Origin of the sequence: Pseudomonas brassicacearum (assembly GCF_009601685.2) — a bacterium.
GTDB classification, from domain to species: Bacteria; Pseudomonadota; Gammaproteobacteria; order Pseudomonadales; family Pseudomonadaceae; genus Aquipseudomonas; species Aquipseudomonas kilonensis_B.
This window is the reverse complement of the sequence record NZ_CP045701.2, coordinates 3,285,839-3,308,241: the sequence shown is the minus strand read 5'-3', so window position 1 is coordinate 3,308,241 and position 22,403 is coordinate 3,285,839. Positions and strand designations below refer to the sequence as shown.

The following is a 22,403-nucleotide window of genomic DNA, read 5'->3' as shown; positions in this document are numbered from 1 at the left end:
CTGGTGGTTACGTCCTCCAGCCCTTGCCCAGTACGCTAATCCTTTGACCATGGAGAGGTAACGAGTGAAAACGATCGCAACGATGAGTCTGTTGGCCTTGATGAGCAGCAGCGCTGTATGCGCTGGGGAGACAACCTCCGTTGATGGGAAAACGCTGGCCGTGAACTTTGGCGAGCCGACCGTCAAGCAGGTTCTGCACTATCGGAAAATGTACGATAAGAAGCCCTTTCCCGACGCGGAAATTTATTACTACAGCAACGGTTTGTACAAAATCATCTCTCAGGGAGAAAATCATTACGGTGTCTACGTCTTGCAGGGCCAGCACACCGACGAGACATACACCGTAAAGTTCATCTCCCTGCCTTCCGCTGACTGGGGCAATAAAACAGCGTATCACCAGCTCACCTTTATTCGAGGTGATGCACAAAACGTATTTATCCAGAACGCAATTGTCGACACCGGCGAGGCGATAGCCCAGCAGAACGGGACCTATACGCAGGAAGAAAATACCGTGGTCAATCCGATCAGCACCGCCTGGCAGAAAAAGTGAGCCCGTTGCCCTCAGCGGTTTGATGGCAGATTTCGGGCAATTTTGTGATCATCTAGTATTTATAAAACAATAGGTTGCATGATATTTATCATGCAACCTATCCGGTGTTGGTCATCAGTGCCGGTGCCTCACAACCGTCGCCGAAACGCCTCGAGAATGTCCCTCATCCCCTTTTTCATTTGCAGCTGGGCAATGGCGTCCAACGGATGCCAGAGGCAATCGCTGATTTCATTCTGTGGCTTGGCCACCGTCGAGTCGCTGACCGATGCTTCGAACACATGATGTTCGGTTTGCCCGTCATTGACTCGCATCAAGTAGAGCAGATTCTCGACGTCCAGCCCGGTTTCCTCTGCCAATTCCCGGACGGCGGCCCCGGCATGGGTTTCGCCGCGCTCGACGGTACCGCCCGGCAACGCCCAACGGCTATTGGCTTTACGCACCAGCAAGATGTGGCGATTTTCCTCGCAGATGACGGTCGCTCGAATTTTCATGGCCGTGCTCGATCATTGACTGTCATTAGATTGAAATATAACTGCAATATTTGAGCCTGGCATTATCTGCTTCGTTCAATGGCAGGTTTTTCAAGGTCTTATCCCTTACGACCACGACAGAGCGGGAAAGACTGAGCTTTTTTTAAACAGTCATCGCTCCAGCCCTCTGTCCAACCGCCAGCGCCAAGCTTTCGACCGGTTATCGCCTCAAATTGAATCAGCTTCAAAAAAATGAATCCATGTTGGGTGCACTGGCCGGCCCCGTAGGGGAAGGAAGCGAGAAATGACCACCGTTGAAGACTTCAAGATCAAATCCCATGAGCTCCTGGTGGAGCTCGATACGGCAACATCGGAGATGATGAAACTCATATGTGTCCATCAAATGAGCGGATCGACCTGGGATGAAGCAGTCCAGCGTCAACATGAAGCCTATGAGCAGTGGGTTGCTTATCTGAACGAGCGGGGATAAGTGCGGGGGCAAATTCTTTGAACGGCGCCTCGACGGCTATGCCTAATCCTTAGACCAACAAGAGGATTAGGCCATGTCTGAATTAGCCAGTTATTTCTGGATCGCTGTTGCGGTGCTTTTGCTGCTCGTCGATTTGTGGGCGATTGTCAGCGTCTTTCGAAGCGACAAGTCGGCCGGTACCAAGGCTGGATGGGCCCTGTTGCTGATCATTCTGCCGGTTTTGGGCCTGGTCATCTGGGGGGTAGCCGGCCCTCGCGGCGTCAAGGAAGGGCCGTCATCGCCGGAGCACAGCAAAGGTTAGCCAGGAAGCGGCTGTACGGGCCGTCCTTTCATTGGTTGGTCCAATCGCCGCCGGTGGTTTCGCAATCCTCCTGGGCCTGCTGTAGCTGCTCGATACTGTAGTAGTACCAGGTCACCTTTGCATTGTCGGGAAGGTTGGCTGACCCGCCGTGCTTGTCCCTGCTGGTTGAGTGCGGGTTGGCCAACGCTTCCTGGGTCAGCCTCGCCTGGCATGTCGCTACGTAACCCTCGGCGCAACGTTCGACCTTACGCTTTTGGGTTGTGAGCATTCCCTTGCTTTCATTGCTGCACGACCAATCGAGGGTTTCGGTGGGGATGCCTTTGTATTCGTAACAGCTGTGGTTTTCGATCACTGGAACGGCCTGGCTTTGGGATCGAGTGATGACGTCGCAGCCTTGGGCCAGGACGGCGGTGGGGCTTGCACAAACGATCAACAACAGGATTCTGGCATTCATGAGTTTCTCCCTTCGCGGTTTCTGCACCGGTGCCTATCCATTTCGAGGTGCAAAAAAAGCCCGCGTTCCATCAGTTTTCCAACCGGTAGAACTCAGGGGGAACAGCCAGGCGCTGCGCGTCAGCGGAACTTGGGCAGAGGGGGCTCGGCAGGCTTGAGCGCCGTTAGCGCGCTTTGGATCGACGGGGCGTCTTTGTCGATGTCATTGAGCCGGTCCCGGATGCGCACTGCGGTGGGATGCCCGCCTTGGTGGTCGACCCAATCGGCAATTTCCTTGCAGGCTGCCGTGAGCCTGGTCTGACGCGATTCCAGCAAGGTGAGCAGGGTGGTGATGGACTCTTTTTCGGACATGTCACACCTCCATTCAGGGTTGATGAGACAGCACAAGACCCGCCAGGGGCGGGCCATGCCGTGGTTTAAGCGTAGTTGAGTTATTCAAGCTCTGTCGAAGAATCCGGTGCCCGGCTAGACAGCCGGTGCGCCAGAAACAATGCAAGTGGCGTTAGCCGGACTCCTTGACCCAGGACGGCGTGACGCTCGCCCGCCAACGCACGTCGGTAATACCGTATTTTTCAGCAAGGGGTTTGGAGACCCGCTTGACCTTCTCTCTCCCGAATTTCGGTATGCGCCCGACCCCCGCGTCGCAACTGGCCCAATGCCAAGCCTCGGAGTTATTCATCACTTCAGCGCGAATAATGAATGACTTGGGTTCGCCATGGAGCATGTAGTCAATGATGTAAAGCGATGGCCCGCCCATAAATCCTCCCTAATTAGTTCTATACGGATGGATACAAAGGCACTCGGAAAATTCCATCGAATTTCCAGATGGTTAAATTGATGCCGCCCAGGCTCGAGCTCGGGGCAACGGAAATATTTGCAACCAGCCGGAACTCACGGCAAGGAACCAAACCCGGTTACCCTTCTCCAAGGTGAGCTTCAACACCGTAGGCCAGGGATCAAAGGCGACGCAGTGCGGCATCAACAAAAGGCACAACATGAAAAACACCGCCAGGGTGCTGTTCATTGCAGCTCTCGCCATCGGTTTGTCGGGCTGCATTGGCGCGCCCATCGAACTGACGCCGCAAACCGAGCAACGCTTGCGTGAACAACCTCCGATCCGTTTCCTGCTGACATTCGATGATGGGCCCAGCGCCTCGTCTATCTGGAACCCTAGCCTGGAGGTGCTCGACGCACTCGCAGACAACCCGGTACAGCCCGGTATCAAGGCGGTGTTTTTCCTGCAGACCCGCGCCCCCCGTGCCGGTGGCAGTGACATTGGCCGCTCGATAATGCGCCGTCAACAGCAGGAAGGCCATGTGCTGGGCTTTCATACGGCGACCCATTGGCACAGTAACCACCGGTTCCTCAAACCTGATGAGCTGGAACAATCGCTTGCCCATGGCGCAAGCGATATCGCCTCCATCACAGGTGCGCCGCCGACCTTGGTAAGGCCGCCATTCTGGAGCTTCGACAGGCGCACTTCCGCCGCCTACCGACAACATGGCTTGCACATTCTGTTGACCGACTTGAGCGCAAATGACGGCAAAGTCTGGGGCATCACGATGAGCCCGCGGCGGCGGATCAACCTGACCCGGCAACTCTCCGAAGTGCGCGAGCGCATTGCCGCCGGGCAATTGCCGGTGGTCGATGGGGTCATTCCGGTGGTGGTGACGTTTCACGACATCAACCGTTACACCGCCCGGCATGCCCGCGAATACCTGCAAATCCTGCTCGACAGTGCCAAGGCTACCGGCGTGAGGACTGCCGCCAAGCCGTTCTATGATGACCACCAGGCACTGGCGAGAGCGGCCTTGGCTCGGACGGTCGACCACAGCACAGAGCCCGTGCATCTGCCGGGGCTGTGGGATTGGTTGTGGGATTCGGATTCGCACTGATGCGCCACGAATGCGGCGGGTGACGCGACGTTCGGTTGGCCGCCCTGGGCAATCAGCGTGTATGGTAGGCCGTGCACCCTTGGTTAAAGTCGGAGGTGACCAATGAGTACTGCGATGCTGACGAAAATGCACATCAACGGTTATGACGTGCTTAGCGTAAACAGCGGCCCCTGGAGGGTCTGTACCCAGGCTGACCGGTTGGGTTCCTTTGCTTCCCGTGAGGAAGCCCTGGCCTACGCTGCCGCGTTGCCAACACGGAGAAACAGTAGCGGCCGGCCTGTGAACACAAAATAGGTGGTGGGCGGTGCATCCAATCTCTCGGTGACAGGTACACCCCCATCGCGAGCAAGCTCGCTCCCACAGCGTTTCGAGTGTTCACCAAAAAAAACCTGTGGGAGCGATGGGGTCAGCCTGGGCCCATCACGGTGATCAGACGCGTGCCAATTCCAGCGGGACTTCCAGGGTAAACAGAGCGCCTTGCCCCGGTCCGTCGCTATGAACATAAAGACGGCCATTCATTTCAACCGCTGCCAGAGCGCAGCTGTGCAGGCCAAACCCATGGCCGTCCTTGCGGGTCGTGAAACCGTGGTTGAAGATGCGCGCCAGGTTCTGCGCAGAAATGCCTTCGCCTCGGTCCTTGACGCTGAGGCAGAGCGTTGTTTCGTCGAGGATGCGGATCCCCAGGGTGATTTCCCGCGGGTGCTCGCTGATGTGCGACATCGCGAATTTGGCGTTGCTGATCAGGTTGATCAGGATCAGCAGCAACCGGTGCTTGTCCCCCATGATCGCAGGAACGTCCTGATAGTCCTTGATGACGGTGACATGATGTCGACTGAGCGCGCCCGAGTTCATGCGTAGCGCATCTTCGAACAGATCGCTGACATTGAGCGGTTCGATCAGCCTGGCGGCTCCTGCATAGGTTTGTTGAGTGGTGACGATTTCCTTGATGTGATCGATGCTCTTGGTCAACTGTGCCAGCTCATCGATAAGCACTGCCTGTTCCGCGGCGATGGAGTCGACCAGTTCGTTGAAATAACGCGGTAGCAACCGGCCTTTTTCATCAAGGGTGATGAACTGGCCAAGATCCTCGGCATGCTCATTCATCATTTTGACCGCTTTGGTGAGCCCAACGGTCTTGCTGTTCCTCAACTTGCGGGTCACGACCTCGGCTGAAATATTCACGCTGTTGAGCACATTCCCGACATTGTGCAGCACGTTCGTGGCAATCTCGGCCATGCCTGCCATGCGGGCCGCATCCACCAATTCGCGTTCGGCCTCCTTCAGCTCTCGGGTACGCTCCTGCACGCGTTCCTCGAGTCGTTCATTGGACGTTTGCAGTTGCTGGTTGATCTGATTGATGACGGCGTAACTGCGAACCAGCCGCACCGCCAGGTAGATCATCAGAATTGCCATCAGGCCAGCAAGTACGACCAGGTAGATATGATATTGGCGGTCCGTTGCGGCTGTCCTGCGCTGTGTCTCGTTCAACAGCTCATTGATGCTATCCAGTTCCTGGGCAACCGGAATGACGCTGATGCGATCGAGCAGGTCATTGACGACAGGTTGTTCCTGGACGATGGTCTTGACGTGCTGGGTCAAGGTAGTGAAGGGCGTCTGATAGGTCGGGGGCAACTGATCGATGTAGGGTTCCAGCTCGGTTAATTTGCCTTGCACTTCCCGGGCTTTTTCAGAGGTGACATAAAGCGCGAACTCCAGTGTCGTCAGGGTCAATTCAAGCACATTGGACGCTGCGGTCAGGCGCTCCATGGGGCTTTCTATGCTCATCTCCTTGAGCTGCGTTTGAATTTCGTCTTCAACCAGCGGCAGCGCATCCAGGGACGTGCGTAGATTGGCGTTGTGCTGTTCGAATTGCTCTACCAAAAAGGTCTTGTTCTTGACGGCGTCCACATAACCCTTGCGCCTGGATGCCCAAAGCGCCGCCAAGGGGCCGGAGTTATTGAGTCGTTCCAGCTGCTGCCAGCGACTGTCCGCCTCTGCCGGCGGGGCCAGTGACAGGTTGTTGTTGACGCCGATCTTCTTCCTGAGGATCTTGCCGTTCCAGTTCGCGTCGGCCTGCTTGAGTTGTCGGATGAAGTCACGAGATTCGAAATAGGTCGATGAGTCGTACGTGTATGACTTGATTAAAAAGAATATCAGGGCAGAAAAAACGACAAACGCGACGGCCAGCAGGGCGGGCCATTTATATTTTTTAATAATGGTGGTCACTCTACTCTCCTGTTCAGGGGGCTTGTCGAAGGAGTCGGTGAATTTTCGAGGGGAGGGAGGGGCTCAAGGCGTGAGCCGAAGGGGGAAAAAGGAAATTGTCGTACGGTTTGTCGTGCCGGTCTGTTTTTGCCTGGGTACACGTTGGGCTCCCTGCTAACGATGAACGTCGGGTTCATGGCTGAGTGTAGCGCTAACGAGCGGGGCACTTTGCTGCGAAAATGCGCCGAAGTGGAGCAGGCGCGGCCGGGCAGGCCGCGCCGGTGGCATTACTTGATGTCGATGAAGGGCAGGGCGCCGTTTGGCAGCACGGTGGTTGGCAAGACGCCGTTCCAGCGCTCGGCCTTGGTCAGTTCCACCAGATTCTGGTTGCTGGCCAGGGCCTGGGCCCGTGCCTTGATGGCTTCGGCTTCGGCTTTGCCGCGCAACTCGGTAGCCAGTGCGTCTGCCTTGGCCTGCGCCACTTGCGAATCGGCCTCCGCCTGGGCCTGAGTCACACGAATCTGTGCTTGCACCTGTTCGGTGGCGAGTTGCTGCTCGCGGGTCTTGACCTGGACTTCCGCAGCCATGCGCGCTTCGATGGCTTTTTCATAGGCGTCGCTGAAGTCGATGTTTTCGACCTGGACGCTGTCGATGATCACCGGCCCGGTAATGCTGGCCTTGATCGCTGTGGAAATATCGTTGACCAGTTGGACGCGGTTCTGCACGGCAGCCACGGCGTTGAACTTGCCGAATACGTTTTCCACTTGTGTCGGCACCTGGCGGCTGATCATCCGGTCGCGGATGCCTTCAAGATCCTTGAACTGGGTATAGACCTTCGCTACATCGGAAGGCGCAATATGCCAGGACACGGACACCTTGAGCTGGGCGGACTGTTGGTCCTTGCTGTAGGCCTGGAGGTCTTCATAAGCCGTGACTTGGCTCTGGACACTGATCAGGCGTACCGACTCGATAAATGGCATCTTGAAGGACAGGCCCGGTTCAATCACCCCGACCAGCGCCCCGTTGCGCAGCAGTACGCCACGCTCGGTTTCGTCGACCGTGTACCAGCTGCCAAAGAAGACGCACAACAGGAGAATGCCCACGATTGCAGCAACGATGGAGCCGATGGTTTTACGGGTCACTTTTCTTTCCTTGAGTGGCTGGATGGGGTTTGCCATAGCTGCGTCCAGTGTTGAAGCTGCATCGGTATTGCGAATGCCAGACACGAAAAAGCCCTGAATAATCAGGGCTTTAACGTTAGAAGATGGCGGAGGCGATGGGATTCGAACTCATGGACCTGTTACAGTCGACGGTTTTCAAGACCGTTGCCTTAAACCACTCGGCCACACCTCCGTATTGCGTTGCGGGCGCCATAATACCCGAATGAAACACACTGTCAAACTCTCTACGTAGCTTGTTACAGAGCGTCTGTTATGATCCTTGCCACTGAATGTTTCAAAACCGGAGGAGTGTCGCCATGCGCGAACAGGATTACGCAGTGAACAACGTGCAGGCTGAGCAGCTAGAGGTTAGCCGCGTCCTGCGCAACACTTATGGCTTGCTGGCACTCACACTCGCTTTCAGCGGTGTGATGGCCTACGTCGCACAACAGATGCGGGTGGGTTACCCGAACATCTTCGTCGTGCTGATCGGTTTCTACGGCCTTTTCTTCCTCACCAACAAACTCCGTGATTCGGCCTGGGGCCTGGTGTCGGCTTTCGCCCTGACCGGCTTCATGGGCTTTTTGCTCGGCCCGATCCTCAATCGCTACCTGCAAATGCAGGGTGGCGCTGAAGTGGTCAGCTCGGCCTTCGCAATGACCGCATTGGTGTTCGGTGGCCTGTCGGCCTACGTGCTGATTTCCCGCAAGGACATGAGCTTCCTGGGTGGTTTCATCACCGCAGGCTTCTTTGTCCTGCTGGGGGCAGTGCTGGCCAGCTTCTTCTTCCAGATCAGCGGCCTGCAACTGGCGATCAGCGCCGGCTTCGTGCTGTTCTCGTCGGTCTGCATCCTGTACCAGACCAGCGCCATCATCCATGGCGGCGAGCGTAACTACATCATGGCTACCATCAGCCTGTATGTATCGATCTACAACCTGTTCGTCAGCCTGCTGCAGCTGTTTGGCCTGATGGGTCGCGACGACTGATTGCATTGGCGATGAGTGAGAAGCCCGCTTCGGCGTGATGCTGTTCACATAGAAACAACGGCGTTTTTCAGAAATGAAAAGCGCCGTTTTTTTTGGTTTTTTAGGTGCGTTTTTGGGGGGTATATCCATTTCTGCGGTAACGGCGGCTTAGGGTTCCGCCCTGACGGCGGCTCACTTTTGAGAAGCGCAAAAGTGAGCCGCTGTAGGAGCGAAACCGCCAGCCGCCGTTACCGCAGAAATGGATATACACACCAACGCAAAAAAACCGAGCCCTCTCAAAAAAAACGGCACCTCCCCTTGGAAAAAGGGAGGTGCCGCTTTTGGAGCGTGGGTGAGCGGATTGCCACATGAAGTGGACTTAAGAGGCAAACCGCCGCAATCCCACTGGTGGCACGAAGGCTTCCAGTTCGGCCTCCACCGCCTCGATTATTCGTTCAACATCCGGGGCATTCATCACAGTCGCGCAGGGGATACCCGCAATGGCGATCATGGTCTCGCCGCTGGCACGGTCAAACAGCCGGGCAACCATACTGCCAGGCGCATCCATGCTCGCTTCGAATCCCATGGGATGGAAGTGCCAGCGCATCAACTGGCAAGCGTTGGGGAACGTAACCTTGCTGAAAGATCCTTTATTCATGTGTTGCCCGCCTTCTTCAATCGAGCGCTTCCTTTTGCTCATGTCAGGAAGGAAGAGCCATCATGGCTCTACCAGTGAGAACTAAAAATAGCACCTGAAAATGAAGCTCATGTGGATTTTTTCAGTCCGTTTTGCGATTGGTTCACTTTTTTTGATCTGGATCACGACTTAAGCGGCAATCTTCAAAATGCCATTACGCTTGGTTGGGATTGCCCTGGGGTATGGACAAAGGCTCTGGCACACGGCATTTCCAAGCGATGAACTGGGCCAGGATCATCATTGCCAGGGCAACGGCGAAGGTTGTGTGCAGACCGTTCGTCACGTCCTCGGGGCTTGCGCGGGTGATGTCATTCGTCGCCGCTGCGGCCGCAAACACTGCGCCGAGCACGGAAGCTCCGGTGAAGAAACCCAAGTTGCGTGACAGGTTGAGCAGACCGGCGATGACGCCTCGCCTCTGGGCAGCCACATTGGCCATGACTGCCGTGTTGTTGGCTGTCTGGAAGAACGCGTAGCCCAGGGTCGTCACCACGATGGCCGTAAGGTAGCCGACGATGCCAAGGGCAGGGGGAACCAGCGACAGCATCAGGCAGCCGAGGGCCATGGTCGCCAGGCCGGCGAGCCGCATGGGCTGCACGCCGAAGCGATCCGTCAGGCGTCCGGCAGGCACCCCGGTCAGCGCCGCGACGGACGGCCCCGCGGCCAGCACCAGCCCCACGAAGGCCGCTGGCAGTCCGAGGGTGATGGACAAGTAAAAAGGCCCGACCAGCAGCGTCGCCATCATGACCGTCGCGACCAGCGCGCTCGTCGCCAGGCCTGAGACCAATGATTTGTCGCGAAACACTGTCAAGGGAATCAGCGGCGATACGGCCCGGGACTGGGACCGAATGAACAGTCCGCCGCCCACGAGCGCGATCAGCAGCAGTGCAATATTCAGTCCGCCAAAGCTCCCGCGCCCGGAGGTCATGGCCAAGGCATAGGCGGCGAGCGTCATTGCCAACAGCAATGTACCGGTTACATCGAAGCGGGTTTTTGCGGGCTTCGGCGGTACTTCACCCGCCGGGATCGAGTACCACGCCAGCCCTAGCGTCAGCAGGCCAAGGGGTATGTTGATCAGGAACAAGGCTGGCCAACCGAACCCGCTGATCAACATGCCACCAACGGACGGCCCAAGGGCTGTGCCCACCGCCGACAGCGTTGCCAGCAGGCCCATGGCGCTGCCGGCTTTTTCCTGAGCGACTGTTTCGCCGACCAGGGCCAACGTCAGCGTCATCATGATGGCGGCCCCCAGGCCTTGCAGCGCCCGACCTGCGACCAGCAGCCAAAGCGAGGGCGCCAGGCCGCATACCGCCGATGCCAAGGTGAACAGGGCGATACCGGCCAACAGCAGCTTGCGCCGGCCCATCAAATCCCCCAAGCGACCGACGCTGACAATCAGCGTGGTGATTGCCAGCAGATAGGCCAGCACCACCCACTGGACCTGCTGGAAAGAGGCGCCGAGCGCCTGGGCCAGCGTCGGCAGTGCCACTGCGGCCACACTGGCACCAAGGGCGGCCAGCAGCGTCGAGAGCGCAAGGCTGGCCAGGGCCCAGCGGGGTGAAAAGAGCCGGTGTGCGGTCGCGGTTGCCGGCCGGTTTGGTTGCGTGTTGATAGGGTTCATCGTGTCACCTGTATCCGTGGCGCTCGAAAACGGAGCTGTCAGAACGTTACGCCTGGGCATAACATGGCGGAAGGCGCAGCATTTGCACGTTATAGCTGCAGCAAACGCTATCTATTCAATTCGAGATACCACCATGTCCTCGCCTGACCTCAATCTGCTCGTCACCCTTGATGTGCTGCTCTCGGAAGGCAGCGTGGCCCGGGCCGCCCGGCGGCTGCGGCTCAGCCCGTCGGCCATGAGCCGGGCGCTGGCGCGGTTGCGTGAGACTACCGGTGACCCGCTGTTGGTTCGGGCCGGGCGAGGGCTGGTGCCGACGCCCCGCGCGCTGGAGTTGCGCGAACAGGTCAGCCACCTGGTGCAGCAGGCCCAGGCGGTGCTGCGGCCAGTGATGACCCCGGATCTTGGGCGCCTGAGCCGAACGTTCACGTTGCGCACCCGTGAGGGGTTCGTGGAAAACTTTGCCATAGATCTGATCACCCGCATCCACGAGCAAGCGCCCGGCGTGCGGCTGCGTTTCGTGGAAAAGACCGACCGGGACAGCACGGCGCTGCGCGAAGGTTCCGCGGACTTGGAGACCGCCGTCGTGGACAAGGACACCAGCCCGGAACTGCGAACCCAGGCGTTGTTCAACGACCGCTTGATTGGCGTGGTGCGCGCGGGTCACCCGCTGAGCCAGGCAGGGGTGAGCGCCACCGGTTATGCCGCTGGTGGGCATGTCGGTGTCTCGATGCGCGGCCTGGATCATGGCCTCATCGACCAGGCCCTGGCGACGTTGAACTTGTCCCGGGAAATCGTCACCACCGTGCCAGGCTTTTCCTCGGCGCTGGGGCTGGCCCGCGCCAGTGACCTGATTGCCAGCGTTCCGGAACGCTACACCGAGAGCCTGCGGGTTGGCCTGCACAGCTTTGCGCTGCCGTTTGCGGTGCCTGGGTTCACGATCGCCATGCTGTGGCATCCGCGGATGGACGCCGACCCTGTGCATCGCTGGCTTCGAGGCTGTCTGCGGGAAGTGTGCGCCCGTAAATCGGTAGAGGTTTAGTCGTTATTAATTAATAGCACTTCGCTGGCACTTAGTTGGCGAAAGTGCGACGCCATCCGCAAATTGCTAGTTATCGATATTTAATATTTAAATAGAATTTTGTCCGACAATCTGTAACTCGGGCAGTTGAATGGGCGCATTAAAGAGGCAGAAACCTATTGTTTATGGGCGTTAAAGGGCTGACCACGAAATTATGCGAAAAAATTGCTAGACGTTTGATTTCCAATTGTGTCAGGTTTCTTACGTCCTCATTGGGCGAGTGATAGGACGATCTCGCCAGAGATTGCCTGTCTGACTAGAACTGTTCCATTTGCAAACAAGGAAGTGTGTTTATGTCGAAAGTCAAAAGCAGCGCTATTGATTCTGCCGAACAACTCCTTTGGGCGCCGCAATCATTGGCGGCTCCCAGTAATGCGTTCAACCAGATCAATAGTTTCAACCACCAATACGACCGGGGCGGTAACCTGACCGTCAACGGTAAACCGTCGTACTCCGTCGACGAGGCGGCCACGCAGTTGTTGCGCGACGGTGCGGCTTACCAGGACCGGGATGGCAGCGGCAAGATCGAGCTGACCTACACCTTCCTGACGTCCGCCTCTTCCAGCACCCTGTACAAACATGGGATCAGCGGCTTCAGCCAGTTCAGTGCACAGCAGAAAGGCCAAGCGGCCCTGGCCATGCAATCCTGGGCGGACGTCGCCAACGTTACCTTCACTGAAAGAGCCAGCGGCGGCGACGGTCACATGACCTTCGGCAACTACAGCAGCGGGCAGGACGGCGCGGCGGCATTCGCTTATCTGCCGGGGACCGGCGCCGGCTATGACGGGACCTCCTGGTACCTGATCAACAACAGCTACACCCAGAACAAGAACCCGGGCCTGAACAACTACGGTCGCCAGACCCTGACCCACGAAATCGGTCATACCCTCGGCCTGGCCCACCCGGGTGACTACAACGCGGGCGAAGGCAGCCCGACCTACGATGACGCCACGTATGGCCAGGACACCCGTGGCTACAGCATCATGAGCTACTGGAGCGAAAGCAATACCGACCAGAACTTCAGCAAGGGCGGCGTCGAAGCCTATGCCTCCGGCCCACTGATGGATGACATCGCGGCCATCCAGAAACTCTATGGTGCCAACACCACGACCCGTACTGGCGATTCGACCTACGGTTTCAACTCCAACACCGGTCGCGATTTTCTCAGTGCGTATTCGTCCTCGGACAAGGTGGTGTTTTCGGTATGGGACGCGGGCGGACGTGACACCCTGGATTTCTCCGGCTTCACCCAGAACCAGAAAATCAACCTCAATGACGCCTCGTTTTCCGACGTGGGCGGCATGGTCGGCAACGTGTCCATCGCCCAAGGTGCCGTCATCGAAAACGCCATCGGCGGCTCGGGCAGCGATCTGCTGATCGGCAACACCGTGGCCAACGAGCTCAAGGGCGGCGCGGGCAACGATATCCTTTGGGGCGGCGGCGGTGCAGACAAACTCTGGGGTGGCTCGGGGTCGGACACGTTCGTGTTCGCCGCCAGTTCCGATTCACGGCCGGGGGCGACGGACCAGATCCTCGATTTCGTCAGCGGCCTGGACAAGATCGACCTGACCGGTATCACCAAGGGCGCAGGCCTGCACTTCGTAAGCGCCTTCAGCGGTGCGGCGGGCGATGCGGTGTTGTCGACATCGGGTGGCAACAGCCTGTTGTTGGTGGACTTCTCCGGGCACGGCGTAGCCGACTTCCTGGTCAGCACCGTTGGCCAGGCAGCGGTCTCGGATATCGTGGCCTAATGCCAAAACCCTGTAGGAGCTGTCGAGCGAAGCGAGGCTGCGATCTTTCCCCTACCACTTGAGTCTCAAGCGAAAAGATCGCAGCCTCGCTTCGCTCGACAGCTCCTACAGGACCTCGGCGAGGGTGAAGGACATGCGTCGGAAATTCATGCCCAGTAGCGCTCAAGTAACCACCGGGTTGCTCGCTACGCTGATGATGTTTTGTGGAGAAGTCGCCATGGCGCGCAGCCTGTTGTTAGCAGATCCCTCGCAGTTGGCCGGTCAGTGGCAGGCCGTTCTGTCGAGCCCGCAGGACGATGCGCAAACCCGGGCGATGCAGGACAAACCGTCCAACAGGTGCCTCGTCGAACTCAAGGTGGACCAGACCCTGGGCGGGCAAACCGATTGCCTGGGCCAGTGGCTGGGGGATGAGCCGGTTCGTTGGTTCACCGAGCCCGACGGTCTTTCCCTGATCGGTAAACAAAATTCCAGGACTCACTTGGGGCTGCGTCAGGGAGGTCATTATCAAATGACGCTGAAGTCCGGTTTGATACTCCGGCTTGAGCGCAATAAGTCCCAGAGTGCTCATTAACGAGTGAGTGCAGTTGAGTCTTGATCGAAGTGCGCTTGTTTAAACAGGCGTGCGTTTCGGTGTGGACTGAATCGAAAAACAAAGATTGGTAAGTTGAATAACGGCCAGTTTGCTGGCGAAGCCAACAGCAAGGATGATCATGAATAGGGTAAGGAGCGTTGCCGCGGCGCCGCTGTTTAAGGCGCTGGGCGATTATAAAAATATTCTGATAAGTGTTGGATGTTTCACCGCACTGATTAATGTGCTGATGCTTGCGCCTTCGATTTATATGCTCCAAGTGTATGACCGCGGGTTGTCATCACAGAGCGAGACCACGCTGGCGATGCTGTCATTGATGGTCGTCGGTTTCTTCCTATTCATCGGGCTGCTGGAAATGGTACGCAGCTTCGTGGTCATCCGCATCGGCAGCCAATTGGAGAGACGTTTCAATCTCCAGGTGTACAAGGCCGCGTTCGAGCGCAATCTGCGCCAGGGGGAAGGCAACGCCGGGCAATCGCTGGGCGACCTCACGCATATTCGTCAATTCCTCACCGGGCCGGCGCTGTTCGCTTTCTTCGACGCGCCGTGGTTTCCCATCTATCTGCTGGTGATCTACCTGTTCAACGTGTGGCTCGGCGTGTTTGCCTCCGTCGGCACGTTGCTGCTGATCGGCCTGGCCTGCCTGAACGAGGCCATGACCAAAAAAGCCTTGGGACAGGCCAGCGTCTACTCACAACAGTCCAGCCAACTGGCTACCAGCCATTTGCACAACGCCGAAACGATCCAGGCCATGGGCATGCTCGGGGCGCTGCGCAGCCGCTGGTTCGCCGTGCACTCACGGTTTCTCGGCCTGCAAAACCAGGCCAGCGATACCGGTGCGGTGATCAGCTCCTTGAGCAAGACCCTGCGCCTGTGCCTGCAATCGCTGGTGCTGGGGTTGGGGGCACTGCTGGTAATCAAGGGCGACATGACCGCCGGGATGATGATTGCCGGCTCGATCCTGATGGGACGGGTATTGAGTCCCATCGACCAGTTGATCGCCGTATGGAAGCAGTGGAGCGGCGCCAAGCTGGCTTACCGGCGTCTCGATGCGCTGTTACAGGCGTTTGCGCCTCAGGATGACGGCATGACGCTGCCAGCGCCCAAGGGCCAGGTGAGCTTCGAACACGTGAGCGCAGGGCCGCCGGGGCAGCGTAACGCAACGTTGCAGCAGGTCAGCTTCAGCTTGGCTGCCGGGGAAGTGCTTGGCGTGCTGGGGGCCTCGGGGTCGGGCAAGTCCACCCTGGCCCGAGTCCTGGTGGGCGTGTGGCCGGCCCTCGCGGGTGCGGTGCGCCTCGACGGGGCCGATATTCATCGCTGGAATCGCGAGCAACTCGGCCCGCACATCGGCTATCTGCCCCAGGACATCGAGCTGTTCAGCGGCAGCATTGCCGAGAACATCGCCCGGTTTCGCCAGGCCGATCCGCAAAAAGTCGTCGCCGCCGCGCAGCAGGCCGGGGTCCATGAGCTGATCCTGCGCCTGCCCCAGGGTTATGACACGGTGCTGGGGGAGGACGGCGGTGGTTTATCCGGCGGGCAGAAACAACGGGTTGCGCTGGCCCGGGCGATGTACGACCGGCCGAGCCTGGTGGTGCTCGACGAACCCAACTCCAACCTCGACACCGTTGGCGAAGCGGCGCTCGCCAATGCCATTGCGCAGATGAAGGCCCAGGGCACCAGCGTCGTGCTGGTCACTCATCGCTCCTCGGCACTGGCCCAGGCCGACAAATTGCTGGTGCTCGACGAAGGCCGGCTACAAGCCTTCGGCCCGAGCCAGCAAGTGTTGCGGGCGCTTTCCGGCCAGTCGGACTCGCAGGGCAACGCGGCGCGCAGCTCACCGCCACACAGCCCCCAGGCGACTCCCAACGGAATAAGCATGAGTCGCCAGTACCAGGCCGCCAGCAAACCCGGTGGCGCATGAGCAAGGATCGCGACATGAATCTTGAACATTCTCAGGACGTTGAGCACCCGGAGCGCGACGCTCGTTTCTTCACGCGCATGGGCTGGGCACTGGCGCTTGTTGGCGCGGGCAGTTTTTTCACCTGGGCCAGCCTGGCGCCGCTGGACCAGGGCATCCCCGTGCAGGGCACCGTGGTGGTTTCAGGTAAGCGCAAGGCGGTGCAGTCGATGAGCAGCGGCGTGGTCAACCGAATCCTGGTACGCGAAGGCGAAGCGGTGAAGCAGGGCCAGCCGTTGTTTCGCCTGGACCAGACCCAGGCTGCCGCCGATGTGCAATCGCTGCAGGCGCAGTACCGGATGACCTGGGCGAGCCTGGCGCGCTGGCAAAGCGAGCGGGACAATCTGTTGCAGGTGAGTTTCCCGGCTGAGCTGAGTCGTGACCCCGATCCGCGCCTGGCCCTGGTGCTGGAAGGCCAGCGACAACTGTTCAGCAGCCGCCGCGAAGCTTTCGCCCGGGAGCAGGCGGCGTTGCGCGCCAGCATCGAAGGGGCTGCGGCGCAATTGGCGGGCATGCGCCGGGCCCGCAGCGACTTGACCGCCCAGGCCGAATCCCTGCGTCTGCAACTGAGCAACCTGCAACCCTTGGCCGACAACGGCTACATCCCGCGCAACCGCCTGCTGGACTATCAACGCCAGCTGTCGCAAGTGCAGCAGGAACTGGCGCAGAACAGCGGCGAAAGCGGGCGGGTGGAGCAGGGGATCGTCGAGTCGCGCCTGAAACTGCAGCAGCACAACGAGGAATACCAGAAAGAAGTGCGCAGCCAGTTGGCCGACGCCCAGCTCAAGAGCGAAACCCTGCAACAGCAACTGAAATCCGCCGGCTTCGAGTTGCAACACAGCGAAATCCTCGCCACCGCCGATGGCATCGCCGTGAACTTGGGTGTGCACACCGAGGGCGCGGTGGTGCGCCAGGGCGACACCTTGCTGGAAATCGTGCCCCAGGGCGCGCGGCTGGAGGTGGAAGGGCACTTGCCGGTGCACCTGGTCGACAAGGTCGGCCCGCATTTGCCGGTGGACATTCTGTTTACCGCTTTCAACCAGAACCGCACGCCAAGGGTGCCGGGGGAAGTCAGCCTGATTTCCGCCGATCAGATGCTCGATGAGAAGACCGGCGCGCCGTATTACGTCCTGCGCAGCAGCGTCAGCGACGTGGCGATGGACAAGCTCAACGGCCTGGTGATCAAGCCCGGCATGCCGGCCGAAATGTTCGTGCGCACGGGCGAGCGCTCGTTGCTCAACTACTTGTTCAAACCGCTGCTCGACCGAGCCGGCTCTGCGTTGACCGAAGAATAAGGATGTCCGGCGGTATGAAGCGTTTCCATTGGTTGGCCGTACTGGCCGTTTCCGTGTGCAACAACGCCTGGGCCATGGGGCCCTTCGAGGTCTATGAGCAGGCCCTGCGCAATGACCCGGTCTACCTGGGCGCGATCAAGGAGCGTGATGCGGGCCTGGAAAACCGCGCCATTGGCCGCGCCGGGCTGTTGCCGCACCTGGGCTACAGCTACAACAAGGGTCGCAACCAATCCAAGGTCACGTACCTCAACGATCGCGGGGCCAGCCAGCATGACGATCGCAACTACAGCAGCTACGGCTCCAGCCTGACGCTGCAACAACCGCTTCTGGACTACGAGGCGTACGCGGCCTACCGCAAGGGCGTGGCCCAGGCGTTGTTCGCTGATGAAAGTTTTCGTGGCAAGAGCCAGGAGTTGCTGGTGCGGGTGCTCAGTCATTACACCCAGGCGTTGTTCGCCCAGGACCAGATCGACATTGCCCAGGCCAAGAAAAAGGCGTTCGAGCAGCAATTTCGCCAGAACGAGCATCTGTTTCGCCAGGGCGAAGGTACGCGCACCGACATCCTCGAGGCCGAGTCGCGTTACGAGCTGGCAACCGCCGAAGAAATCGAGGCCCGCAACGAGCAAGACGCGTCCTTGCGCGAGCTTGGCGCACTGATTGGCGTTCCGACCCTGAATATCGGTGACCTTGAACCCCTGAACGACAGCTTCCAGACCTTTACCCTGCAGCCGGCCAGTTTCGACACTTGGCACGAGCTGGCGGTGAGCAACAACCCCAGCCTGGCGTCCCAGCGCCAAGCGGTGGACGTGGCGCGTTTCGAGGTGGAGCGAAACCGCGCCGGGCACCTGCCCAAGATCAGTGCCTACGCAACGATGCGCCAGAACGAGTCGGAAAGTGGCAACACCTACAACCAGCGCTACGACACCAACACCATCGGCCTGGAAGTCAGCGTGCCGCTGTACGCCGGTGGCGGGGTCTCGGCGTCGACCCGCCAGGCCAGCCGCAACATGGAACAGGCCGAATACGAGTTGGATGCCAAGACCCGCGAGACGCTGATCGAACTGCGTCGCCAGTTCAGCGCCTGCGTGTCCGGGGTGAACAAACTGCGCGCCTACCAGAAGGCCCTGAGTTCCGCCGAAGCGCTGGTGGTCTCGACCCGGCAAAGCATCCTGGGCGGCGAGCGGGTCAACCTCGACGCGCTCAATGCCGAGCAACAGCTCTACACCACTCGCCGCGACCTGGCCCAGGCCCGTTACGACTACCTCATGGCCTGGACCAAGCTGCATTACTACGCCGGCACCTTGGGCGCGCAGGACTTGGCGAAGGTGGATGAGGCGTTTGTGTCCCGGGGGCCAATTCAATGATCGGCGCGTTGCTTTTGTGGCCAGAGATTGCTGCCGCTGTGTTCTGTAGGAGCTGGCGAAGCCTGCGATCTTTTGATTTTGATCTTGAGACTCAAGTGTTAGGGGAAAGATCGCAGCCTCGTTGCACTCGGCAGCTCCTACAGGCGCGCCAGGCGGTGCAGCTTCGCTAAATCCCCTCGCCACAGGTGAGTTGTTGTAGCAATCCATAACGCGTTACTAAGGATGGTTCGTGATGAAAGTCGATAATAAAAAACAACCCGGACAGACGGGCCGCGTGTTTGTGCCCAAGGTCCTCAATCGCGCCGTGCTCTGCGCCCTGGCAACCTTGGGCACGGCCCAGGCGGCGCCTTATGTCGAGAGCGGCAGGGCGGGCAACCCGGACAGTTGGCGCAGCAGTGAATTCAACGCCGAATGGGGGCTGGGGGCAATCAACGCGCAGCAGGCCTACGCCGCCGGGTATACCGGCAAGGGCGTCAAGCTGGGGATTTTCGACCAGCCGGTCTACGCGGCTCACCCGGAATTCTCCGGCACCGACAAAGTCGTGACCCTGGTCACCAGCGGCATTCGTGAATACACCGATCCCTACATTCCGGTGAAGGCCGGTGATGCGTTCCGCTACGACGGTTCACCCACCGTGGGCTCCGATGGCAAGCTGGGTTCCCATGGCACCCATGTCGGCGGGATCGCTGCCGGCAGTCGCGATGGCAGCCCGATGCACGGCGTGGCGTACGATGCGCAGATCATCAGCGCCGACAACGGCGACCCGGGCCCGGAGGACGGCATCATCCTGGGCAACGATGGCGCGGTGTACAAGGCAGGTTGGGACGCGTTGATCGCCAGCGGCGCCCGCATCATCAACAACAGCTGGGGCATCGGCATCACCGATCGCTTCGACCAGGGCGGCCGCGATCCGGCGTTCCCGCACTTCACCGTGCAGGACGCGCAACTGCAATTCGACCAGATCAAGCCGCTGCTGGGCACCAAGCCCGGCGGCGCCTACGAGGGCGCCATCGCCGCGGCCCGCAGCGGGATCGTGACGATCTTCGCCGCCGGCAACGACTACAACCTCAATAACCCCGATGCCATTGCGGGATTGGCGTATTTCGTGCCGGATATCGCGCCAAACTGGCTCACCGTGGCGGCGCTGCAAATCAACCCCGACACCGCCAGCGCCGATCCGTACACCATCAGTACCTTCTCGTCGCGCTGCGGCTACACCGCCAGTTTCTGCGTGTCGGCACCCGGCACCCGGGTCTACAGCGCCGTGATCGGCGGCACCCGTGCCGACGACCTGACCGTCGGCTACGCCAACAAGAGCGGCACCTCCATGGCCGCGCCCCATGTCGCCGGCAGCGTGGCGGTGTTGATGGAGCGTTTTCCGTACATGACCGGCGCCCAGGTCGCCAGCGTGCTGCGCACCACCGCCACCGACATGGGCGCGCCGGGCGTTGATTCGTTGTATGGCTGGGGCATGATCAACCTGGGCAAGGCCATCGACGGCCCCGCGATGCTGGTGACCGAGCAGGACATTCCCGAGGCATTTCGCATCGAGGGCGCCTATGGCTCCGGTCAGTTCGTGGCGGACCTGCCGGGTATCGGCGCGATCATCGATGCCGGTAAACCCACGGAGCGGGTGTGCAGCGGCATCCAATGTGGCCTGGACGTTTGGCGCAACGACATCGCCGGTCACGGTGGCTTGACCAAGGAGGGCATCGGCACCCTGGTGCTCACCGGCGCAAACACTTACAGCGGTCCAACCCTGGTCAATCAAGGACGACTGGCAATCAATGGCTCGCTGGCGTCGGCCGTGACGGTCAACGACGGCGGCATCCTCGGCGGCAACGGGCGCGTCGCCAGCCTGACCGCCAACCGTGGCGGCAGCGTGGCGCCGGGTAACTCCATCGGCACGTTGCAAGTGGCCGGCGATGTGACGTTCCAGCCTGGCTCGAACTACGCGGTGGAAGTCTCGCCCACCTCCAGCGACCTGATCGTTGCCGATGGCAAGGCATCCATTGACGGGGCGACGGTGTCGCTGTCCCTGGAAAACAGCCCGACGCTGCTGACGGCCAGCGAAGTGAAAAGCCTGCTGGGCAGGCAGTTCAATATCCTGCAGGCCGCCGATGGTATTGACGGGCGCTTTGCTGAAGTCTTGCCCAACTATGCGTTTCTGGGGGGCGACCTGGCGTACAGCGCCAGCGGCATTCAACTGGCGGTCGAGCGTAACGACGCGTCATTTGCCAGCCTCGGCCTGACGCCTAACCAGCGCGCCGTTGCCTCGGCCGCCGAACAACTGGGCGCGGGCAACGGACTCTATGAAGCCTTGCTGCTCTCGCCCAGCGCCGCCGTGGCGCAACAGGCATTCCAGCAACTGTCGGGTGAAATCCATCCGGCCATCGGCACGCTGTTGATCAATGACAGCCGTCAATTGCGCGACGCCATGGGTGATCGCCTGCGCCAGGATGCGCTGTACGACGCCGGCACGCCGAGCGACGCCAGCAGCAATGCCTGGTTCAAGGTGCTGGGCGCTTGGGGCAAGAACGATGGCGGACATGATCACGCCAGTACGACCAGCTCCATCGGCGGGCTGCTGGCCGGTGTCGACGGCCTGATCAGCGACCAGACGCGACTGGGCTTCGTCACCGGCTACAGCGACAGTTCGTTGAGCATGGGCGACGGCACTCATTCCTCGGCCAAGGCCGACAGCTATCACCTGGGCGTCTATCTGGGGCATGAGATCGACGCGCTGCGCCTGACCGTCGGCGGTGCTCACAGCTGGCATCGCATCGACGTCAAGCGTGACTTGCAATGGGGCGACGTCAGCGGCCGGGAGAAAACCAAGCGCGATGCCCGGACCACCCAGCTCTTCACCGAAGCGGCGTATCGCCTCGACTTGCAACCGGTAGCCCTGGAGCCGTTTGCCAACCTGGCCTATGTGCACCTGGACAGCGACAGCTTCCATGAGAAAGGCGACAACGCAGCCCTGCACGCGGGCGACGACCGCCGCGATGCGGTGCTCTCGACCCTGGGCGTGCGGGCCAGCCACACCCTGGCCCTGTCGGAGCAACAGCAACTGCAGCTGTCCGGCTCCCTCGGTTGGCAGCACAACCTGAGCAGCACCACGTCCGAGCAAGACCTGGCATTTGCCGACAGCAGCCACACCTTCGCGGTGCAGAGCGTGTCCATGGACCGCAACGCCGCCGTGATCGGCGCCCGTGCCGGCCTCGCGGTCGCCAAGGATGTGCGGGTCAATCTCGATTACAACGGCTTGCTCGGCTCGCGGGATAAAACCCATGGCGTGGGCCTGACGCTGGACTGGCAGTTCTGACCCAAATGCAGAACTCAACACGCACTTCTATGGCGTATAGCAGCTACGTAGGAGCTACGTAAGAGCTGCGTAGGAGCCGTGTAGGAGCTGTGTAGGAGCTGTCGAGTGCAACGAGGCTGCGATCTTTCCAAAGCCACTTAAATCTCAAGCGAAAGATCAAGATCAAGATCAAGATCAAAAGATCGCAGCCTTCGGCAGCTCCTACAGGGTTCGCTCGCTTCCAATATTCCAACAACAAAA

21 protein-coding genes and 1 tRNA gene are annotated in these 22,403 nt (G+C 59.8%); 13 read left to right on the top strand and 9 right to left on the bottom strand.

The window, feature by feature from the left end:
* Positions 1 to 82 precede the first annotated feature (82 nt).
* Positions 83 to 550, top strand: coding sequence for a hypothetical protein (locus GFU70_RS14330; RefSeq protein ID WP_064106846.1), 468 nt, complete (start codon positions 83 to 85; stop codon positions 548 to 550).
* Between the two features lie 128 nt (positions 551 to 678).
* Here GFU70_RS14330 and GFU70_RS14325 read toward each other — a convergent pair whose 3' ends face one another.
* Positions 679 to 1,041 (bottom strand): NUDIX hydrolase, encoded by a 363-nt coding sequence (locus tag GFU70_RS14325; protein WP_116642192.1) that lies wholly within the window; start codon positions 1,039 to 1,041, stop codon positions 679 to 681.
* Between the two features lie 283 nt (positions 1,042 to 1,324).
* Here GFU70_RS14325 and GFU70_RS14320 point away from each other — a divergent pair, with 283 nt between their 5' ends.
* On the top strand, positions 1,325 to 1,510 hold the full coding sequence (locus GFU70_RS14320) for a hypothetical protein (RefSeq protein WP_003201747.1): 186 nt from the start codon (positions 1,325 to 1,327) through the stop codon (positions 1,508 to 1,510).
* A gap of 73 nt (positions 1,511 to 1,583) precedes the next feature.
* Positions 1,584 to 1,811: a PLD nuclease N-terminal domain-containing protein gene (locus GFU70_RS14315; protein ID WP_014338117.1), complete on the top strand. Its 228-nt coding sequence runs from the start codon at positions 1,584 to 1,586 to the stop codon at positions 1,809 to 1,811.
* A gap of 28 nt (positions 1,812 to 1,839) precedes the next feature.
* Here the strand turns inward: GFU70_RS14315 and GFU70_RS14310 are convergent, their stop codons facing one another.
* The 3 genes from GFU70_RS14310 to GFU70_RS14300 form a co-directional block, all read right to left on the bottom strand.
* Positions 1,840 to 2,265, bottom strand: coding sequence for a hypothetical protein (locus GFU70_RS14310; protein ID WP_058545995.1), 426 nt, complete (start codon positions 2,263 to 2,265; stop codon positions 1,840 to 1,842).
* Between the two features lie 119 nt (positions 2,266 to 2,384).
* On the bottom strand, positions 2,385 to 2,615 hold the full coding sequence (locus tag GFU70_RS14305; RefSeq protein ID WP_058545994.1) for a hypothetical protein: 231 nt from the start codon (positions 2,613 to 2,615) through the stop codon (positions 2,385 to 2,387).
* Between the two features lie 151 nt (positions 2,616 to 2,766).
* Positions 2,767 to 3,021: a DUF6555 family protein gene (locus tag GFU70_RS14300; RefSeq protein WP_058545993.1), complete on the bottom strand. Its 255-nt coding sequence runs from the start codon at positions 3,019 to 3,021 to the stop codon at positions 2,767 to 2,769.
* A 238-nt stretch (positions 3,022 to 3,259) separates the two neighbouring features.
* Between GFU70_RS14300 and GFU70_RS14295 the strand changes: the two genes are divergently transcribed.
* Together GFU70_RS14295 and GFU70_RS28750 are read left to right on the top strand one after the other, a co-directional pair.
* A complete protein-coding gene (locus GFU70_RS14295) occupies positions 3,260 to 4,159 on the top strand; it encodes a polysaccharide deacetylase family protein (RefSeq protein WP_058545992.1) in 900 nt (299 codons plus the stop codon).
* 102 nt (positions 4,160 to 4,261) lie between these two features.
* Positions 4,262 to 4,453 carry a DUF2188 domain-containing protein gene (locus GFU70_RS28750; protein ID WP_081264414.1) on the top strand — a complete coding sequence of 64 codons (192 nt, stop codon included), beginning with the start codon at positions 4,262 to 4,264 and terminating at the stop codon, positions 4,451 to 4,453.
* Positions 4,454 to 4,588: 135 nt separating this feature from the next.
* Here the strand turns inward: GFU70_RS28750 and GFU70_RS14290 are convergent, their stop codons facing one another.
* The 3 genes from GFU70_RS14290 to GFU70_RS14280 all read right to left on the bottom strand — a co-directional run bounded on the left by GFU70_RS14290 (position 4,589) and on the right by GFU70_RS14280 (position 7,717).
* Complete coding sequence (locus GFU70_RS14290; RefSeq protein WP_058545991.1) at positions 4,589 to 6,385, bottom strand: DAHL domain-containing protein; 1,797 nt, start codon at positions 6,383 to 6,385, stop codon at positions 4,589 to 4,591.
* A 266-nt stretch (positions 6,386 to 6,651) separates the two neighbouring features.
* On the bottom strand, positions 6,652 to 7,506 hold the full coding sequence (locus tag GFU70_RS14285; RefSeq protein WP_081264418.1) for a prohibitin family protein: 855 nt from the start codon (positions 7,504 to 7,506) through the stop codon (positions 6,652 to 6,654).
* 123 nt (positions 7,507 to 7,629) lie between these two features.
* A tRNA-Ser gene (locus tag GFU70_RS14280) sits at positions 7,630 to 7,717 on the bottom strand.
* A gap of 124 nt (positions 7,718 to 7,841) precedes the next feature.
* Between GFU70_RS14280 and GFU70_RS14275 the strand changes: the two genes are divergently transcribed.
* Complete coding sequence (locus GFU70_RS14275; protein ID WP_058544159.1) at positions 7,842 to 8,510, top strand: Bax inhibitor-1/YccA family protein; 669 nt, start codon at positions 7,842 to 7,844, stop codon at positions 8,508 to 8,510.
* A 358-nt stretch (positions 8,511 to 8,868) separates the two neighbouring features.
* Here GFU70_RS14275 and GFU70_RS14270 read toward each other — a convergent pair whose 3' ends face one another.
* Positions 8,869 to 9,147: a DUF1652 domain-containing protein gene (locus GFU70_RS14270; protein ID WP_003201764.1), complete on the bottom strand. Its 279-nt coding sequence runs from the start codon at positions 9,145 to 9,147 to the stop codon at positions 8,869 to 8,871.
* Positions 9,148 to 9,340: 193 nt separating this feature from the next.
* Positions 9,341 to 10,804, bottom strand: coding sequence for an MFS transporter (locus GFU70_RS14265; protein ID WP_058544158.1), 1,464 nt, complete (start codon positions 10,802 to 10,804; stop codon positions 9,341 to 9,343).
* 133 nt (positions 10,805 to 10,937) lie between these two features.
* Between GFU70_RS14265 and GFU70_RS14260 the strand changes: the two genes are divergently transcribed.
* The 7 genes from GFU70_RS14260 to GFU70_RS14230 all read left to right on the top strand — a co-directional run bounded on the left by GFU70_RS14260 (position 10,938) and on the right by GFU70_RS14230 (position 22,163).
* Positions 10,938 to 11,843 carry a LysR family transcriptional regulator gene (locus GFU70_RS14260; protein ID WP_153388276.1) on the top strand — a complete coding sequence of 302 codons (906 nt, stop codon included), beginning with the start codon at positions 10,938 to 10,940 and terminating at the stop codon, positions 11,841 to 11,843.
* A 332-nt stretch (positions 11,844 to 12,175) separates the two neighbouring features.
* Complete coding sequence (locus GFU70_RS14255; RefSeq protein WP_153388275.1) at positions 12,176 to 13,633, top strand: serralysin family metalloprotease; 1,458 nt, start codon at positions 12,176 to 12,178, stop codon at positions 13,631 to 13,633.
* A 133-nt stretch (positions 13,634 to 13,766) separates the two neighbouring features.
* Positions 13,767 to 14,204: an AprI/Inh family metalloprotease inhibitor gene (locus tag GFU70_RS14250; protein WP_413468817.1), complete on the top strand. Its 438-nt coding sequence runs from the start codon at positions 13,767 to 13,769 to the stop codon at positions 14,202 to 14,204.
* Between the two features lie 139 nt (positions 14,205 to 14,343).
* A complete protein-coding gene (locus GFU70_RS14245; RefSeq protein ID WP_153388274.1) occupies positions 14,344 to 16,143 on the top strand; it encodes a type I secretion system permease/ATPase in 1,800 nt (599 codons plus the stop codon).
* The gene (locus GFU70_RS14240; protein WP_153388273.1) at positions 16,140 to 17,474 is read left to right on the top strand and encodes an HlyD family type I secretion periplasmic adaptor subunit; all 1,335 of its coding nucleotides are present in this window, start codon (positions 16,140 to 16,142) and stop codon (positions 17,472 to 17,474) included. Before GFU70_RS14245 ends, GFU70_RS14240 begins: the two co-directional genes overlap by 4 nt.
* 14 nt (positions 17,475 to 17,488) lie before the next feature.
* Positions 17,489 to 18,838 (top strand): TolC family outer membrane protein, encoded by a 1,350-nt coding sequence (locus GFU70_RS14235; RefSeq protein ID WP_058542495.1) that lies wholly within the window; start codon positions 17,489 to 17,491, stop codon positions 18,836 to 18,838.
* Positions 18,839 to 19,070: 232 nt separating this feature from the next.
* Entirely contained in the window at positions 19,071 to 22,163 is a 3,093-nt protein-coding gene (locus tag GFU70_RS14230) for an autotransporter serine protease (RefSeq protein WP_153388272.1), read from the top strand.
* Positions 22,164 to 22,403: the final 240 nt, after the last annotated feature.